Here is a 16,775-nt window from a genome sequence, read left to right as displayed (position 1 = left end):
CATCTAGCGCAGCCAAGCATCCGGCAGCAAGTCTCAAAGCACCCAACGCGCCGCTTATGCCAAGCCGCGCGGATCGCTCTCGTAGCCTTCGCCCAGGTCGTGCAGCATCTCGCGGCTTTCGCGGGCATCTTCGCGATCGGCGGTCGGCAGCGCCGCAAAATCCTCTTCGGCACCATCGGCCGCGCGCACGAACGCCACGCCCTGCTTCTGCGCGCCGCGCGCCTGCACCAACAGGAACGTGAAGCCCAGCACGCCGGCGGCCAGCGACGCCAGCAAAATGCCCAGCTTCGCCGTGGCAACCAGCACCGCGTCGGTAAACGCCAGGTTCGCCACGAAAATGGCCATGGTGAAGCCAACGCCGCCCAAAATAGACGCGCCCAGCATATGCAGCCAGTTCACGTTCTCTGGCAAGTTCGCCAGCTTCAGCTTCACCACCAAAAAGCTCATGGCCATGATGCCAAGCGGCTTGCCCACCAGCAGGCCGAAGAAGATGCCGAAGAACACCGGCGAGCCGAACAGCGCGCCCACATCCATGCCCGCGAAGCTCACGTCGGCGTTCGTCAGCGCGAACAGCGGCAAAATGCCGAAATACACCCACGGATACAGCTTGTGCTCAAGCCGCGTTGCCGGCGGGACAACCTGGCGCGCCACGTGCGACAGATGCTCGACCGTCTTCACATACTGGCTTTGCGCCAGCACCGGCTCGTCCGGATCGTACGCGCGGCTGGCCTCGCGCACCTGCGTGTCGGACCACGTGGCGAAACTGCGCAGGTTCACGCGCGACCCCGACGGAATAGTGAACGCCAGTAGCACGCCGGCGATGGTGGAATGCACGCCCGACATGTACACGCAGTACCACAACACGGCGCCTACCAGCAGATACGGCGCAAGAGAGTACACATGCCCGCGATTAAGCGCCACCAGCACGGCCAGCACCGCCGCCGCCGCGGCAAGCCAACCAAGCGACGGGCTTTGTCCGTAAAAAATAGCGATGACCAAAATAGCGATGATGTCGTCAGCCACGGCAAGCGTAGATAGAAACACGCGCACGCCCGCCGGCACGCGGTTGCCCAGAAGCGCCAGAATGCCCAGTGCGAACGCGATGTCGGTGGCCGTCGGCACGCCCCAACCACCCGCGGTGGCGGGGTCGCCCGCGTTGAACAACAGATAGATGCCGATGGGCGCCAGCACGCCGCCAACGGCCGCCATGATGGGCAGCAGCGCCTGGCGGATGTTCGTCAGCTCGCCCACCGTCAGCTCGTACTTCACTTCCAGGCCCACCAGCAGGAAAAACACCGCCATGAACACGTCGTTGATCACGTGCGCCAGCGACATCTCGCCCACGGCGTCGCCGAAGAAAAACCCGATGTGCGTGTGCCAGAACTCCAGGAACGGCTCGTGCGCGGCCGTGTTCGCCACCACAAGCGCCGCCACCGCGGCAAGCAGCATGGCACCGGCGGCCTTCGTGGAAGAATGCGTCAGGTTGATAAGCTTCTGCCAGCGATGCTGATGCCCCTGAACCTCTTTGATGTAAATGCGATTATCGTGCATGTCCTACCTTAATCCCTTGGTTCGGACAGTCTATCATGCGGGCGATGCGGCACGCCCGGGAACGTGGCGTGGGCGTTTTCAAAACGTTTACGAACGAACCCGAAAATACCGCCAAATTCGGCTGCAAAATCTCCGTAAAGTGCGCTATGCTGTTTGTACCGGTTCGACGAAAGGGGTCAACCTGCAACGCACTTCACAGTGGCCTTTTATGGCCTTGAGCAGGCACGATTCCCGTCGAACTTTTTTATCCGCCGCGAGGAAGAGGTGATTGACATGAGCATTACCGTCACCGGACGCAAGATGCCTGTAACCGACGCGCTGCGCATGTACGCCGAGGAAAAAATCGGCAATTCCATGAAGGTCATGGACATTAATCCGCTTGATGCCGAAGTCGTCCTGCACGTGGAGAAGAACCCTGCAAACGCAACCCCCGCTATCTGCGAGGTTACGCTGCGCACGAAGGGCCACATCGTTCGCGTCGAGGAATCCGAAGAGGACATGTACGCCGCCATCGACGTTGCCGCCGCTAAGGTTCTTCGCCAGCTTCGCAAGTTCAAGACGCGCGTGCTCGACCGCAAGGTTCGCGCCGATGCTGCCGCACCGGTAGGCGAATTCGATCCCGACAGCCTCATGGCAGAGTTCACCGCCGACGAAGAAGTGGTTCGCGTGAAGGAAATGCAGTTCCAGCCGCTTACCGAAGAGGAAGCGCTTGTGCAGATCGATCTGCTCGGTCACGACTTCTTCGCGTACATCGATCGCGACACGAACCTGGTCAACGTGCTGTATCGCCGCACCGGCGGCGGCTACGGCCTGCTGAAGCAAGTCGACTAGCGATTATTCACCGTTACCACGTGGCCGCGCACCTTTGCGCGGCCACTTTTGTTTTGCAAGTACCCCTCTTTCGCTGCAGCGTTCGCAGCGACCCGCAGCCCCAGCTAACAAACAAGCCGCGAACAGCCTGCAGCGCAGAAGCCAACACACGCAGTGCGCTTCACCATTTCGCCAAACACGCTGCAGCATTACAGAGCTGATTGTCCTGCAATATCCAAACGCAGTCCTTCCCTTTCCCTGTTTTCACCTGTGCAGCACGTATGATTCGTGCGTGTCGGCTCATCTTGAACCGCAAAGCCCGCGCGCGGTTTGTGCTACCATACCTGCGTTGCTAGTTTGAGAAAGGATTCGCCACTATGGCTACCATCGACACCATCAAAAAAGTTCTTCAGGACAACCTGGATATCGAGCCCGAAACCGTCAACGAAGAGTCCACGTTCGAGTCCCTCGGCATCGACTCCCTCGACATGGTCGAGCTGATCTGCGACCTCGAGGAGAAGTGCGACGTCGACTTCGGCGAGCCCGAAGGCCTCGAAACCGTCGGCGACCTGGTCGAGTACATCGACAACCTGTAAGTCGCAAAACAAAGCACCAACAAAGAAGCCGTCCGGATAGATGTCTGAACGGCTTCTTTCTATTCAGCAAGCGTAAAGCTCTCTAGCGATTGACACGGCACTGATATCAGCCGTCCAAACCCGAAACGCGCACATCCGCTTGTCGCTGCATCAAGCCATCGCGCGTTTGGGCGTGCAGCCTTCAACCACCAACAACACACAGCTGCGCAATCAAAACCGCAGCGCGACTCGGAGCTACTCAATCAGACCCGCAGCCCGAAACGCCTCTTTCGTCTGGTGAATGCTGTACAGGCTGCCAAAAGCACAGATAATGCCATCAGTGCCAGCATATTCGCCAGCTCGCTTGGCACCGTCATCGTAATCACACGCCGCATACACCGGCAGCTCCGCTCCGTCGGCCAGGTCAGCCACAACACGTTTCGCCTCGGCGGCATATTCCGGTGCCGGCAATGCGCGAGGGTTGTCAGGCGTCACCGCCACAAACGCACAGGCATACGGCAGTACGGTTGCAAGCATTGCCGCATGGTTCTTATCAGCCATAACGCCTGAAAACAAAACGACTTTCTTGCCAGGGAAAACATCCGCCAAAGAATCGGCAAGCGCCTGAGCTCCCTGGGGGTTGTGACCGCCATCAACCACAATCAACGGCCGCCCGCTCACACGCGGCAGCACCTCGAACCGGCCCGCCCACCTGGCAGCGGCAACACCAGAACGCACAGCGTCATCGGAAATATTCCACCCACGTGAACGAAGCGCAAACACCGCCTCAAGGGCAAGCGCGGCATTTTTCGGCTGGTAGCTCCCCAGAAGCGACGTCGTATACGCAACACCTTTATACGTAAAGAAGCGAAGCACCGATGGTTGGCCAGCCGCAGCATCAGCTTCCTCAACATGAACTATTTCGCCAACGCTCAAGGAAGAGAACTCAGGGCAGGAAACAGTACCGCCGCAACCTCGCACAGCCTCATCAACCACCGCCATCGCTTCAGCATCTTGAGGCCAAGACACCACCGCGCAACCAGGCTTGATGATGCCCGCTTTCTCGCCCGCAATCTCGGCCGTGGTGTTGCCCAGCAAGTTCGTATGATCAAGCCCAATACGCGCAATAACCGCAACCTCGGGCACATCAATCACGTTCGTAGAGTCCAAACGACCGCCAAGGCCAACCTCAAGCACCACGATGTCGCACTTGCTTTCCGCAAAATATTGCAGCGCGACAGCCGTCATCAGCTCGAACTCTGTGGGATGGTCGTCGCATTCAGCAGCCATCGCCTCAGCATGCTTGCGAACCTCAAGCGTGACGCGCGTAAGCGCCTCGTAGCTGATATCGAGCCCATTCACGCGAATGCGCTCTTCAAATCGTTCGATAAAGGGACTGGTAAACAAGCCCGTGGTATAGCCAGCAGCTTGCAGTATGCTCGCAATATACGAACACGTGCTGCCCTTCCCATTCGTGCCCGCAACGTGCACGAACCGAAGCGAATCCTGCGGGCGCCCCAAACGCTCAAGAAGCTCTCGAATACGGTCAAGCCCCAGCCGAGAGGCTTGCCAATAGGGAGTGTTGATATACGCAATGGGATCGAAATCCCCCGCTTCAAATGAGTCAGAAATCACCAGTAACCCGCAATCTATTAAGTGAGCGTCACACAACGCAATCATTACGCGTAAGCAGTTCTACAACAAGCGTTACGCAAGCATGCGAATAGTCAGAAAAAGCAGCAGAATGCCCACAGCAAAAGGGACATGACGCTAAGAGCGAACGCTGTTAGCTAGCAGACGCAGCACCATCACCTTGCTGAGCGGCCTTCATCTTTTCCGCATCAAGCATCTGCAGCACTTCCTTCAGCGTAACGAAATCATTCTCTAATGCCTCACGCTTAGCACCGTCATACAAAGCAGCAGCAGGATGAAATATCGGAAACACCAAAAACTTGCCCGCCTTATAGGCATGCCCATGCAAGCGCGAGATGCCCATCTGCGTCTTCAAGATAAACTGCGTTGAGAATTTCCCCAGCGTCACGATGACCTCGGGATCAATGGTTCGCGTCTGCTCACGCAAAAACGGCGTACACGCCTCAATCTCCTCAGGACGAGGGTCGCGATTCGAAGGCGGCCGACACTTCAACACGTTCGCGATGAACACGTCCTCGCGACGCAAGCCAGCAACTCCCAGCAGTTCATTTAAATAATGCCCGGCAGCCCCCACAAAAGGCTCGCCCTGCAAGTCCTCATTTTTCCCAGGAGCTTCGCCAACGAACAACACCCGGGCATGGGGGTTTCCCGTGCCGAAAACCGTTTGCGTGCGCCCATCAGCAAGAGGGCACCGCCGACAACCCCTCACCTGCAAGTTCAATTCATCCAAAGGAATATGAGGCTTAGGCACTACAACCCCCTGTTCAGACCGTCAACGCTATAAAGCCTATCACAGAAAGCAATCAAACCCCAAAGAATCAAGGACTGGTAAGGGCAAAAGCCGACTCATAGCCATTCATTATCCCCCAGAACGCAGAAGAGACCCGCGCGCAAGAGAAGGCGCCCCCGGAACGCAGAATAGGCCGCGCGCAGCAGGCCCCAGAGCGCGGAAGGGGACCCGCTCATAGACGCCCTAAAACGCAAGAAGGGCCCGCGGGGGAGACGATCCCCCCGCGGGCCCTGCCGGCCTCCGCGGCCGCTCGCGCAATAGAAAAGCGCCCTCCGCGAGCGCGACGCCCTGCCCTCCCGCAGCCTTGCGCTGCAGTACTCTCGGCGAAGGCGGGCTTAACTGCCGGGTTCGGGATGGGACCGGGTGATCCCCGCCTCTGTGGTCGCGCTCGCGGGGGGCGCTCCCCCGCGGCTCATGGATATGAGCCTGCCCGGGTCCCCTTCCGGGGCGACCCTGGCGGCCGTGCAGCGAAGGAAGCTGCCCGCACATCGACGCCTCGCAAAATCCCTTACGAGGATGCGAAGAGCTCGGGCTATCAGCAGCGCTCGGCTGAGCGGGTCGCCCCGCTTGCACCTGCGCCCTGTCGACCGGGTGTTCTACCCGGGCCCTTACCGGAAAGTGGACTCATCTCGGAGACGGCTTCCCGCTTAGATGCCTTCAGCGGTTATCCGTGCCGGGCGTAGCTAGGCGGCCGTGCCGTTGGTCGACAACCGCTGCACCAGAGGCCCGTCCACCCCGGTCCTCTCGTACTAGGGGCAGACCTCCTCAATCCACTTGCGCCTGCGGAGGATAGGGACCGAACTGTCTCACGACGTTCTGAACCCAGCTCGCGTACCGCTTTAAACGGCGAACAGCCGTACCCTTGGGACCGACTTCAGCCCCAGGATGCGATGAGCCGACATCGAGGTGCCAAACCTTGCCGTCGATGTGGACTCTTGGGCAAGATCAGCCTGTTATCCCCGGAGTACCTTTTATCCGTTGAGCGACGGCCGTTCCACTCTGTGCCGCCGGATCACTAGAGCCTGCTTTCGCACCTGCTCGGCCCGTCCGCCTCGCAGTCAAGCTGGCTTGCACTCTTGCGCTCTCGGGACGGTTGCCGACCGTCCTGAGCCAACCTTTGCGCGCCTCCGTTACTCTTTAGGAGGCGACCGCCCCAGTCAAACTACCCGCCTGGCACGGTCCGCGGCCCCGGTCAGGGCGCCGCGTTAGGCCGCCGGAACGGAGGGGGCAGTATTCCAAGGGCGGCTCCGCCGGGGCTGGCGCCCCGGTTTCGATGCCTCCTGCCTATCCTCTACGCGCCGAGCCAACGGCCAATGCCAAGCTGCAGTGAAGGTTCACGGGGTCTTTCCGTCCTTCCGCAGGTAATTCGCATCTTCACGAATAGTGCAATTTCACCGGGTCCATGGTCGAGACAGCGCCCAAGTCGTTACGCCGTTCGTGCAGGTCGGAACTTACCCGACAAGGAATTTCGCTACCTTAGGACCGTTATAGTTACGGCCGCCGTTTACCGGGGCTTGGCTTCAGCGCTTCGCACGAGTGCTAACGCATCCGCGTAACCTTCCGGCACCGGGCAGGCGTCAGACCCTATACTTCCCCTCGCGGGTTGGCAGAGTCCTGTGTTTTTGGTAAACAGTCGCTTGGGCCGTTTCGCTGCGGCCGCCCAGGGCTCGGGGAGCGTGTCCCTCCACCCCGGGCGGCGCTCCTTCTCCCGAAGTTACGGAGCGGTTATGCCGAGTTCCTTGACCATGGTTCCCCCGATCGCCTCGGTATGCTCTACCCGCCCACCTGTGTCGGTTTTGGTACGGGCGCCTCTGTCCCTGCCTAGGGGTTTTTCCAGGGAGCGTGGGCTCCGCAGCTTCGCCATGCGGCTTCGTCTCGCGTCTCGGCCTTGCGTGCAGGGCGGGTTTGCCTGCCCTGCGGCCTACGCGCTTTCACGGGGGCGTCCAGAACCCCGCCTGCGTACCCTTCTCCGTCGCCCCGTCGGTCTGAATAGCGGTCCAGAGGCGGTACAGGAATGTCCGCCTGTTGCGCATCGGCTACGCCTTCCGGCCTCGCCTTAGCTCCCGACTGACCCTGGGAGGATTAGCCTTCCCCAGGAAACCTTGGGCTTACGGCGGCGGCGTTTCCCGCGCCGCTCTCGTTACTCATGCCAGCATCCTCACTCCCCTGCGCTCCACCGTCGGTCGCCCTCCGGCTTCTCCGCCCAGGGGAAGCTCCCCTACCAATGTGTCTACATTCCGCCGCTTCGGCGCGTCGCTTAGCCCCGTGAATTGTCGGCGCGCCCCCACTCGACCAGTGAGCTGTTACGCACTCTTTGAATGCATGGCTGCTTCTAAGCCAACATCCTGGTTGTCTGGGCAGGGGCACATCCTTTGCCACTCAGCGACGACTTGGGGGCCTTAGCGGGCGGTCTGGGCTGTTTCCCTCTCGAGCACACAGCTTAGCCCACATGCTCTGACTCCCGGCCTTTCCGTCCCGTCGGCATTCGGAGTTTGGTCGGCATCGGTAGGCGGTGAGGCCCCCTCCTCCGTCCAGTGCTCTACCGCCGCGGGAAAACGGCCGGGGCTAGCCCTAAAGCTATTTCGGGGAGAACGAGATATCTCCGGGTTTGATTGGCCTTTCACCCCTACCCACGGGTCATCCCCTCCGTTTTCAACCGAAGTGGGTTCGGCCCTCCACGGGGTCTTACCCCCGCTTCAGCCTGCCCATGGGTAGCTCACCCGGCTTCGCGTCCACCGCGCGCGACTACGTCGCCCGCTTAAAGACTCGCTTTCGCTGCGGCTCGCTTCTATAGCTTAACCTCGCCGCGCGCGGTGACTCGCTGGCTCATTCTACAAAAGGCACGCCGTCACAGCGCGATGGCTGCTCCGGCTGCTCGTGGGCGCGAGGTTTCAGGCGCTGTTTCACTCCCCTCTCGGGGTGCTTTTCACCTTTCCCTCGCGGTACTGGTTCGCTATCGGTCGCGGGAGAGTGTTCAGCCTTGGAGGGTGGTCCCCCCTGCTTCGCGCGGGGTTTCACGTGCCCCGCGCTACTCTGGGAATCGGGAACCCGCTGCCTGCGCCTCTTCGGGTACGGGGCTCTCACCCTGTTCCGCCGGCCTTCCCAGGCCGTTCCCCTGAGGGGCAGGTTTATGACAGCGGGAGGGGGGTGCGGCCCCCTCGCGTCCCGCCCAGCAACCCCGGCGCGGAAGCGCCCGCACGCTGTGACACGCGCGCCGGTTTGGGCTGGCCCGGTTTCGCTCGCCGCTACTCCCGGGATCTCGGTTGATTTCTCTTCCTCGGGGTACTTAGATGTTTCAGTTCCCCCGGTTGCCTCCTGGCGCCCTATTTGATTCAGGCGCCGGTAGCGGGGCATTGCCCCCGCTGGGTTCCCCCATTCGGGAATCCCGGGATCGAAGGCCGTTTGCGCCTCCCCCGGGCTTATCGCAGCTTGCCGCGCCCTTCGTCGACTTCCCGCGCCAAGGCATCCGCCTCGCGCCCTTAACATCTTCCATCCAAGGGATCCTGACTGAATTAGTACAGGTCGTTCAAATCGATAGAGAATACCAGATGAATGATCGTTGCGATCGTGAAGAATCCGAATCGTCTTAATTGGATCGATTCTAAATAATTCGTTCTCGGGGGCCGGGGGGATTGCCCCGGCCCCGCGTCGTCATGCTTTCGCTTCGCTTCGCTGTTCGGCTGTCAAGGTGCCTCGGGGCGGGAGCCCCGGGAGCCGGATGCTGGATGGAAGAGACTTCCAGTGAGGCAGCGATTCTCTTGATTGGTCGAATCTCCCTAGAAAGGAGGTGATCCAGCCGCACCTTCCGGTACGGCTACCTTGTTACGACTTCACCCCCCTCACCCTCCACACCTTCGACGCCTCCGCCCCCCGGAGGGGTTCGGCCGGCGGCTTCGGGTGCAGACGACTCGGGTGGTGTGACGGGCGGTGTGTACAAGGCCCGGGAACGTATTCACCGCGGCGTGCTGATCCGCGATTACTAGCAACTCCGGCTTCACGGAGGCGGGTTGCAGCCTCCGATCCGAACTGGGGCCGGCTTTGCGGGATCCGCTCCCCCTCGCGGGGTGGCAACCCTCTGTACCGGCCATTGTAGCACGTGTGCGGCCCAGGGCATAAGGGGCATGATGACTTGACGTCGTCCCCGCCTTCCTCCGGCTTGACGCCGGCGGTCCCCCGCGAGTCCCCAACTGAATGCTGGCAACACGGGGCAGGGGTTGCGCTCGTTGCGGGACTTAACCCAACACCTCACGGCACGAGCTGACGACAGCCATGCACCACCTGTCACCGCTCCTTCCGGCCACGGCGTCTCCGCCGCTTCACGGTGATGTCAAGCCCTGGTAAGGTTCTTCGCGTTGCTTCGAATTAAGCCACATGCTCCGCTGCTTGTGCGGGCCCCCGTCAATTCCTTTGAGTTTTAGCCTTGCGGCCGTACTCCCCAGGCGGGGCGCTTAACGCGTTGGCTGCGGCGCGGAAGATGTTATCCCCCACACCTAGCGCCCATCGTTTACGGCTGGGACTACCAGGGTATCTAATCCTGTTCGCTCCCCCAGCTTTCGCGCCTCAGCGTCAGTTTCGGCCCAGAGAGCTGCCTTCGCCGTCGGTGTTCCTCCCGATATCTGCGCATTCCACCGCTACACCGGGAATTCCGCTCTCCCCTACCGCACTCGAGAGCGCCAGTTCGGGACCCGGCCGGGGGTTGAGCCCTCGGGTTAGAGGTCCCGCTTAGCGCTCCGCCTACGCGCGCTTTACGCCCAATGAATCCGGATAACGCTCGCCCCATACGTATTACCGCGGCTGCTGGCACGTATTTAGCCGGGGCTTCTTCTGCGGGTACCCTCGTTGAAGTGTTCCCCGCTGAAAGCGGTTTACGACGCGGACGCCTTCGTCCCGCACGCGGCGTTGCTGCGTCAGGGTTGCCCCCATTGCGCAAAATTCCCCACTGCTGCCTCCCGTAGGAGTCTGGGCCGTATCTCAGTCCCAATGTGGCCGGTCGGTCTCTCAACCCGGCTACCCGTCGTCGGCACGGTGGGCCTCTGCCCCGCCGTCTACCTGATGGGCCGCGACCCCATCCCCCGCCGCCAAGGCTTTCCCGGCCAGGACATGCGTCCTTGCCGGAGTACCAGGTATTAATCCCCCTTTCGGGGGGCTGTCCCTGGGCGGGGGGCAGGTCGGTCACGTGTTACTCACCCGTTCGCCGCTTCATGTCCGCCCGGAGGCGGTTTCATCGCTCGACTTGCATGTGTTAGGCACGCCGCCAGCGTTCATCCTGAGCCAGGATCAAACTCTCCGTTGAAGAAGAGCGGGGCCGGTCTCCCGTCCCCGCGATCTTTGGCATAAAAAGAAAAACTTTAAAAGAAATTGTAAATCCGGGGCAGGCGGGCTCAAAGTAGGTAGGCCCTGCCTGCGCTGGCTTCACTGGCTATTGTGATCGTCTCTTGTCCAGTATCCGGTTCTCAAGGTTCCCGCCTGCGGGGTCGCCCCCGCGGCTTTCGGCCTTCGCGCTTTCGCGCTTGGCGCAAGATTGAATAATACGCGCCTCCCCGCCCCGATGCAAGGACTATTTTCTGCTGGGCGGTTTCTCCACGTTTCCTACATATTTGGGTTTTAGGGCGGGATGCTGGCTTCATGCCTACAGAGGAGCGCCTCGGGCTGCGCGCGCCCGCCGTCACGCTCGGTCTTGCGCGCGCCTCCGCTTCCGATCGAAAGCGCGCACCTGCGTTACTAGCACACTTGAACCTCTTTTCTTACGCGCGCCGTACGCGGTTTTTACATTGGGGTATTACATTGAACGTGAGCATGAAGAGGCGTTTCGCTCGGGGCCGTTTGGCGAGTTTGCGAAGCGCGAAGGTGCGTTGGAAGGGGTTGGCATGAGACGTTTGCAGATGCATTTTGCGTGGTACATGGCATCGTACACGGTGCTTATGCTGGTCAGTTACGCGCTGTGGATTGCCGCGGGGTCGCCTGCCGGGCCGCTTGAGGCCGGCACGTTTGCGGGCGGCTTGCAGGCGGTGTCGAACTTCCTGGTGGATTTCGCTGTGGTTGCCTATCCTTTATATGCTGCGATTCGCTTCATTATCAAGCGGCTGTCGCGTCCGATGGGCACGCGCTTGCGTCCGGTGAAGGGCGAGACGAAACGCGAAGTTGCTGTGAAAGCTGCTTCTTCCCTTTCGTTGTAGTCTCGTGAAAGCAAGTAGGTAGTCTTTATATAGGTGTAGATGCGGTCGATCGCGGTTCTGGTTGGAATAGCGATCGACCGCTTTGTTGTTTACGCTGCCACTTGCAGTCCCGGGTGGGCACCGCAGACGAGCGCGTTTTCGCTTTGCGCGGCTGTTCGCGGTTCCAGCTGGACATCGCGAACGGGCGCGCTTTCGTTTACGTGGCAAGCTGCGGGCAAACCGTTTCCATATTGATACGAAACGCGCGGCATATCACCGCAGCCTGTTCGATAGGCGTGCCTTGCCGATTGCGGTAAAATCGCAGAAACGGATTTCCAGCTCGGCCAAGCGCAGCGCTTGCCGGAGAGGCGACCATGGCTTCCTCAAACAACATTGCAGACCAAATTGCCAACGCGGTGCAAAACGCCGTGAACTCGAAGGATTTCAGCAACCTGCAGTCCTCCATCGAACGCAGCATCGACGTTGCCGCGCAAAGCATCGGGAAAGGCATCGCGCAGGCATCCGACGGGTTTCGCCGCGGCCAGGAGCAGTACGCAGCCATTCAACAGCGCAAACGTCAGGAAGAGCAGATGAATGCCCTGTACGCCAAGCCCTCGTCGGAGCGCGGGGCGGGCGTGGCGCTGACGGCAACGGGCTGCGCGCTGGCCGTTCCACTGCTTGCGTGCGGCGGGTTGCTGCTGCTGGTGAACTGGGGCGCCGCGGCCACGTCGCTGGTTGCGGGCGCCGCCTGCGCCGTCATGGCCGCCGTGGGCGGGCGCAAGCTGCAGCTGGCGAAGCGCTTCGAGCGATATCGCGACGTCATCGGCCTGCGCGACCGCTGCAGTATCGAAGAGCTGGCCGCGGCATGCGCCGACACGGCGGACAACGTGCGCAAGAACGTGAAGAAGATGCTGGCGAAAGGCCTGTTCAGGCAAGCGGCGCTTGACAATAGCGAAACCATGCTGCTTATGACGCCGGGCGCTTACCAGCAGTACGAAAGCCAACGCGCCGAGGCGCTGCGCCAGCAGCATCAACGCGACTTGGCGGAATCGGCCCGCGCGGCGGAGCCGAAAGCCGAGCCCACGGCGCAGCAGCGCCAGATTCTCGAGCGCGGCGAAGGGTTCATCGCGCAGATTCGCGAGAGCAACCAGGTCATCCCCGGCGAAGACGTTTCGCGCACGCTTGACCAGATTGAGCACGTTGTTCGCGCCATTTTGGATTGCGCCGCCGAAAATCCCGAGGTCATCGACGACCTAGACCGCCTGATGGACTACTATCTGCCCACAACGGTGAAGCTGCTTGACGCGTACCGCGAGCTTGACGGGCAGCCTATCCAAAGTAGCAGCATCCAGCAGTCCAAACGCGAGATCGAAGGGGCTCTTGGCAGCCTGAACACCGCGTTCGAGAAGCTGCTTGACTCGCTGTTCCGCGACATGGCCATAGACGTGTCGTCCGACATTTCGGTGCTGCACACCGTGCTGGCGCAAGAAGGCCTGGTGGACGGGCCGTTCGATAGCGCCAAACGCAGCTGAACGCCAGGACGGCAGCGTTTGATGTTGCGTGAGGTTTGAAGCGTTGCGAAACTCTGCCTCGCCTGCGGAATCGGCTGCTCGTCGCAGCGTGCATGACCTTGGGCTTTACGATTCGGGTTTCTGGCTTGAACCGCGGGATGAGAATTCGGATTCCAAGCCTGCTTGGGACGCATCGGCTTGATGAGGAGCTTGAACAGTCGAGAGGGACCGAAGCATGAACGGTAACGACATCGGCTTCGCCGATGAAATGATGATTCAAAACGAGACACCGATCACGATGGAGTCACGACGAAAGGAAGCGCTATGACAAACGCCAACGACCAGCAAGTAAAACCCCAGCTCACCTTGACGCCTTCGCTTGACGACGCGCCGGTGCCCGAGCTGGTTGCGCAGCCCGCCGCCACCGTCCCGTCCGCCCCCGAGCAGGCAACGTCGCAGCTTGACGACAGCATGCTGACCGACGAGGAAAAGCAGATGGTCGACTCGTTCGCCCAGCAAATCGACGTGCGCGACTCCGCCATGGTGCTGCAATACGGCGCGGGCGCGCAGAAGAAAATGGCCGATTTCTCGGAAACGGCGCTTTCGGGCGTGCGCACGAAAGACCTTGGCGAAGTGGGCGGGCTTATCACCGACGTGGTCACCGAGCTGCGCAGCTTCGACGCCACCGAGGAGAAGGGCCTGTTCGGCTTCTTCAAGAAGGGCGCCAGCAAAGTAGACGCGCTGCGCACGCGCTACGACAAGGCCGAAGCGAACGTCAACAAGATCGTCGAGGCGCTGAAGGGCCATCAGATGACGCTGATGAAGGACGCCGCCACGCTTGACAAGATGTACGAGCTGAACCTGACGTACTTCAAAGAGCTGACCATGTACCTGCTGGCCGGCAAGAAGAAGCTTGCCGAGGTTCGCAGCGGTGACCTGGCGAAACTGACGGAGCAAGCGCGCATATCCGGGCGCGCCGAAGACGCGCAGGCCGCGCAAGACCTTGAGGCCATGTGCACGCGCTTCGAGAAAAAGCTAGGCGATTTGGACCTGACGCGCACCATCGCCATGCAAACCGCCCCGCAAATCCGCCTGGTGCAGAACAACGAGATCGTGCTGGTGGAGAAAATCCAGACCACCATCGTGAACACCATCCCGCTATGGAAAAGCCAGATGGTGCTGGCGCTGGGCATCGCGAACTCCGCCGAGGCCGCTCGCGCGCAGAACGCCGTCACGAACATGACGAACGACCTGCTGAAGAAGAATGCCGAGATGCTGCACACCTCCACCGTGGACATCGCGCGCGAATCCGAGCGCGGCATCGTGGACATCGAAACCCTGAAGAACACGAACGAGACGCTTATCAAGACGTTCGACGAGGTTATGCAGATTCAGGCGGAAGGCCGCCAGAAGCGCGCCGAGGCCGAGGCCGAGATGCGCCGCATGGAAGCCGACCTGAAGCAGAAGATGCTGGAGATTCCTCGCGTGTAGCGTCGTTGTCATTTCGACCGGAAGAAGGCATGGTGCACGGGAGCATTGCAGACTCCGTGGAGCACGCGTTGCGCAGCCCGCGGTCGTTAACGCCGCTGGTGCTGTTGATGGGCTTTTTGGGCGCAACGCTGCGCTATGCGCTGGAAGCAGCGCTGCCAGCAGGCGGCGGGTTTCCCGTGGCCACGCTTTCCGTGAACATCTTCGGCTGCTTCACGCTTGAGATTATCAACCAGTACGTGGCGCGGCGCACGAAGCTGCCCGCGCCGCTGGTGAAGTCGATGGGCGTGGGACTGATTGGCGCGTTCACCACCATCGCCGCGCTTTCGACCGAGAACTTGGCGTTTTTGCAGAGCGGGCGCTATGGGATGTTCGCCGCGTATCTGGGAATCACCGTTGCCACCACGTTCGGGGCCGCGCTGGCGGGAAAGGCGGTTGCCGACAAACTTGCAAAGCGGCACGAAAGGGGCGGAGCGCCGGGGCGCCATGCTTGCTGCGAGACGGAAATCGGGGCCGATTCCCGCTGTCTTTCTGACGACCGCAAACAAGACGCTGTAGGGGTGAACGCGCCAGAGGCCTCGGTGACGAAGCGGGATGGTGGCCGAACGCGGAGCGGAGGACCCGAGCGCGGGCGCGGGGAAAGCGTAGGCGATGCACGATGAGCCTGACGACGTTTCTGCTGGTGGGGCTTGGCGGTGCTTGCGGGGCGCTGTGCCGACACAAGGCTCTGACGTTTTTGAAGCCGAAAGCCGCCGGGCCGTTCCCGTGGTCAACGCTGCTGGTGAACCTGGTTTCCTGTACCATCGCCGGCGCGGCGCTTGCGGGGTGCCTTGCCATGGGGCAGATGGCGTATACCGCGCTGACCATGGGTTTTCTTGGCGGGTTCTCCACGCTTTCCACCATGAACTGCGAGGCCGTTGACCTGGCGGGCGAAGGGCGGCGCGGCATGGCGGCAGCCTACGTTGCCGCCACGTACGCGTTGACGCTTGGGGCGGCGGGCGCAGGGTTCGCAGGCGTATCCGCATTATTGTAGGGGCGGCGTCGGAGTTCGCGGGCGGGCCGCTTCGATCCTGTTTCTTGTGCCGAAAGGGCAGTTGCCGGAGCAGGGCCGGCTGGTAGAATAGCGGCTATGAAACTGCAGCAATTGAAATACGTCATCCAGGTTGCCGAGTCGGAGTCGCTGACTGCGGCGGCCGAGCGGCTGTTCATCGCGCAGCCCAGCTTGTCGAAGGCCGTATCCGAACTGGAGCGCGAGATGGACATCACCATCTTCACGCGGTCGCGCACCGGCGTGGTGCCCACCGAGGAGGGCATGCGCTTTTTGTCGCGCGCGCGGCAGGTGGTTGAGCAGGCCGAGCTTTTGGAAAGCGAGTACAAGGGCACGGACCGGCCGCGACGCGTGTTCGGCATCTCCACGCAGCATTACGCGTTCGTGGTGAACGCGTTCGTGTCGCTGGTGCGCGAATTCGACCAGAACCGCTACGAGTTTTCGCTGCGTGAAACGTCCACGGCCGGCATCATCGACGACGTGCGCGTGCAGCGCAGCGAGCTGGGCGTGCTGTACCGCTGCGATTTCAACGGCAGCGTCATCACGAACGCCGTGAAGTCAGCCGACCTGCATTTCGAGCCGCTGTTTTGCGCCTCGCCGCACGTGTTCGTCAGCCGCGACAACCCGCTGGCGGCGCGCCCAAGCGTGACGCTTGCCGACTTGGCGCCGTACCCGCGACTGAGCTATGACCAGGGTGTTCGCAATTCGCTGTACTTCGCCGAAGAGTTGCACATTGCCGAAGCGGTGGACAAAAGCATTGTGGTGACCGATCGCGCCACGCTGTTCAACCTGGTCATTGGCCTGAACGGGTACACCATCTCAAGCGGCATCCTGTCCGAGGATTTGAACGGCAGCCAAATCGTGTCCATTCCGCTTGAAAGCAGCGAGCACATGGAGCTGGGGTACGTGAAGCGCGCCGACCGGCCGCTTTCGTCGATTGCCGAGCGCTACCTGCAGCTTTTGCGCGATTACGTGCGCGAATACCAAAACGAGCAGGGCGTATAGCGAAAGCTTCGCACGGGGGGCGGCCGCGCGAAGTGCCGGTACGTGGCGCCTTGCCGAGCGCAAGCGCGGGGCGTCGGGCACGTGGTTTTACCGTTGCCGTTGCCGATTGCCGAGGAAGCGCTTCATGGAGCAAGCGACTTGAACGCGGCAGGTGCGGTGCTTTCGCTTTCCATAGCTTTTAGATATGGT

General features: G+C 61.3%; 11 protein-coding genes and 3 rRNA genes. 8 read left to right on the top strand and 6 right to left on the bottom strand.

Annotated features, from left to right (window positions below):
- Nucleotides 1-54: 54 nt before the first annotated feature.
- Entirely contained in the window at nucleotides 55-1,551 is a 1,497-nt protein-coding gene (gene nhaA, locus ET524_RS11425) for a Na+/H+ antiporter NhaA (protein ID WP_129425924.1), read from the bottom strand.
- A 273-nt stretch (nucleotides 1,552-1,824) separates the two neighbouring features.
- Between nhaA and hpf the strand changes: the two genes are divergently transcribed.
- Nucleotides 1,825-2,382, top strand: a complete 558-nt coding sequence (gene hpf / locus ET524_RS11420) for a ribosome hibernation-promoting factor, HPF/YfiA family (RefSeq protein WP_129424614.1) — start codon at nucleotides 1,825-1,827, stop codon at nucleotides 2,380-2,382.
- A 356-nt stretch (nucleotides 2,383-2,738) separates the two neighbouring features.
- Nucleotides 2,739-2,957 carry an acyl carrier protein gene (locus ET524_RS11415; RefSeq protein ID WP_129424612.1) on the top strand — a complete coding sequence of 73 codons (219 nt, stop codon included), beginning with the start codon at nucleotides 2,739-2,741 and terminating at the stop codon, nucleotides 2,955-2,957.
- 234 nt (nucleotides 2,958-3,191) lie between these two features.
- Here ET524_RS11415 and ET524_RS11410 read toward each other — a convergent pair whose 3' ends face one another.
- From ET524_RS11410 to ET524_RS11390, 5 genes are all read right to left on the bottom strand, one after another.
- A complete protein-coding gene (locus ET524_RS11410; protein ID WP_129424610.1) occupies nucleotides 3,192-4,616 on the bottom strand; it encodes a bifunctional folylpolyglutamate synthase/dihydrofolate synthase in 1,425 nt (474 codons plus the stop codon).
- A gap of 106 nt (nucleotides 4,617-4,722) precedes the next feature.
- Complete coding sequence (locus ET524_RS11405) at nucleotides 4,723-5,340, bottom strand: uracil-DNA glycosylase (protein ID WP_129424608.1); 618 nt, start codon at nucleotides 5,338-5,340, stop codon at nucleotides 4,723-4,725.
- A 314-nt stretch (nucleotides 5,341-5,654) separates the two neighbouring features.
- Nucleotides 5,655-5,769 (bottom strand): 5S ribosomal RNA (rrf, locus tag ET524_RS11400).
- A gap of 124 nt (nucleotides 5,770-5,893) precedes the next feature.
- Nucleotides 5,894-8,872: ribosomal RNA gene (locus ET524_RS11395) — 23S ribosomal RNA — on the bottom strand.
- 287 nt (nucleotides 8,873-9,159) lie between these two features.
- A 16S ribosomal RNA gene (locus ET524_RS11390) occupies nucleotides 9,160-10,672 on the bottom strand.
- Together the 16S, 23S and 5S rRNA genes form the textbook arrangement of a ribosomal RNA operon.
- Nucleotides 10,673-11,246: 574 nt before the next feature.
- Between ET524_RS11390 and ET524_RS11385 the strand changes: the two genes are divergently transcribed.
- The 6 genes from ET524_RS11385 to ET524_RS11360 all read left to right on the top strand — a co-directional run bounded on the left by ET524_RS11385 (nucleotide 11,247) and on the right by ET524_RS11360 (nucleotide 16,586).
- Nucleotides 11,247-11,555, top strand: coding sequence for a hypothetical protein (locus tag ET524_RS11385; RefSeq protein WP_129424606.1), 309 nt, complete (start codon nucleotides 11,247-11,249; stop codon nucleotides 11,553-11,555).
- 353 nt (nucleotides 11,556-11,908) lie between these two features.
- Nucleotides 11,909-13,066, top strand: coding sequence for a 5-bromo-4-chloroindolyl phosphate hydrolysis family protein (locus ET524_RS11380; protein WP_129424604.1), 1,158 nt, complete (start codon nucleotides 11,909-11,911; stop codon nucleotides 13,064-13,066).
- Between the two features lie 303 nt (nucleotides 13,067-13,369).
- Nucleotides 13,370-14,536, top strand: coding sequence for a toxic anion resistance protein (locus ET524_RS11375; protein WP_129424602.1), 1,167 nt, complete (start codon nucleotides 13,370-13,372; stop codon nucleotides 14,534-14,536).
- Between the two features lie 29 nt (nucleotides 14,537-14,565).
- Nucleotides 14,566-15,195, top strand: a complete 630-nt coding sequence (locus ET524_RS11370) for a fluoride efflux transporter FluC (RefSeq protein WP_129424600.1) — start codon at nucleotides 14,566-14,568, stop codon at nucleotides 15,193-15,195.
- Complete coding sequence (locus ET524_RS11365; protein ID WP_129424598.1) at nucleotides 15,192-15,566, top strand: fluoride efflux transporter FluC; 375 nt, start codon at nucleotides 15,192-15,194, stop codon at nucleotides 15,564-15,566. The genes ET524_RS11370 and ET524_RS11365 overlap by 4 nt, the downstream gene beginning before the upstream one ends.
- 96 nt (nucleotides 15,567-15,662) lie before the next feature.
- Nucleotides 15,663-16,586 (top strand): LysR family transcriptional regulator, encoded by a 924-nt coding sequence (locus ET524_RS11360; RefSeq protein ID WP_129424596.1) that lies wholly within the window; start codon nucleotides 15,663-15,665, stop codon nucleotides 16,584-16,586.
- Nucleotides 16,587-16,775: the final 189 nt, after the last annotated feature.

Source organism: Senegalimassilia faecalis, assembly GCF_004135645.1.
Lineage (GTDB): Bacteria > Actinomycetota > Coriobacteriia > Coriobacteriales > Eggerthellaceae > Senegalimassilia > Senegalimassilia faecalis.
The sequence above is the reverse complement of the archived record's forward strand: the minus strand, read 5'-3'. Positions and strand labels throughout refer to the sequence as shown.

What these genes read in the sequence shown, in the direction of transcription:
- ET524_RS11410 (WP_129424610.1), bottom strand. Translation starts at nt 4,616, where the DNA reads ATGATTGCGTTGTGTGACGCTCACTTAATAGATTGCGGGTTACTGGTG.
- ET524_RS11375 (WP_129424602.1), top strand. Translation starts at nt 13,370, where the DNA reads ATGACAAACGCCAACGACCAGCAAGTAAAACCCCAGCTCACCTTGACG.
- ET524_RS11360 (WP_129424596.1), top strand. Translation starts at nt 15,663, where the DNA reads ATGAAACTGCAGCAATTGAAATACGTCATCCAGGTTGCCGAGTCGGAG.
- hpf (WP_129424614.1), top strand. Translation starts at nt 1,825, where the DNA reads ATGAGCATTACCGTCACCGGACGCAAGATGCCTGTAACCGACGCGCTG.
- ET524_RS11370 (WP_129424600.1), top strand. Translation starts at nt 14,566, where the DNA reads ATGGTGCACGGGAGCATTGCAGACTCCGTGGAGCACGCGTTGCGCAGC.
- ET524_RS11415 (WP_129424612.1), top strand. Translation starts at nt 2,739, where the DNA reads ATGGCTACCATCGACACCATCAAAAAAGTTCTTCAGGACAACCTGGAT.
- ET524_RS11380 (WP_129424604.1), top strand. Translation starts at nt 11,909, where the DNA reads ATGGCTTCCTCAAACAACATTGCAGACCAAATTGCCAACGCGGTGCAA.
- ET524_RS11385 (WP_129424606.1), top strand. Translation starts at nt 11,247, where the DNA reads ATGAGACGTTTGCAGATGCATTTTGCGTGGTACATGGCATCGTACACG.
- ET524_RS11365 (WP_129424598.1), top strand. Translation starts at nt 15,192, where the DNA reads ATGAGCCTGACGACGTTTCTGCTGGTGGGGCTTGGCGGTGCTTGCGGG.
- nhaA (WP_129425924.1), bottom strand. Translation starts at nt 1,551, where the DNA reads ATGCACGATAATCGCATTTACATCAAAGAGGTTCAGGGGCATCAGCAT.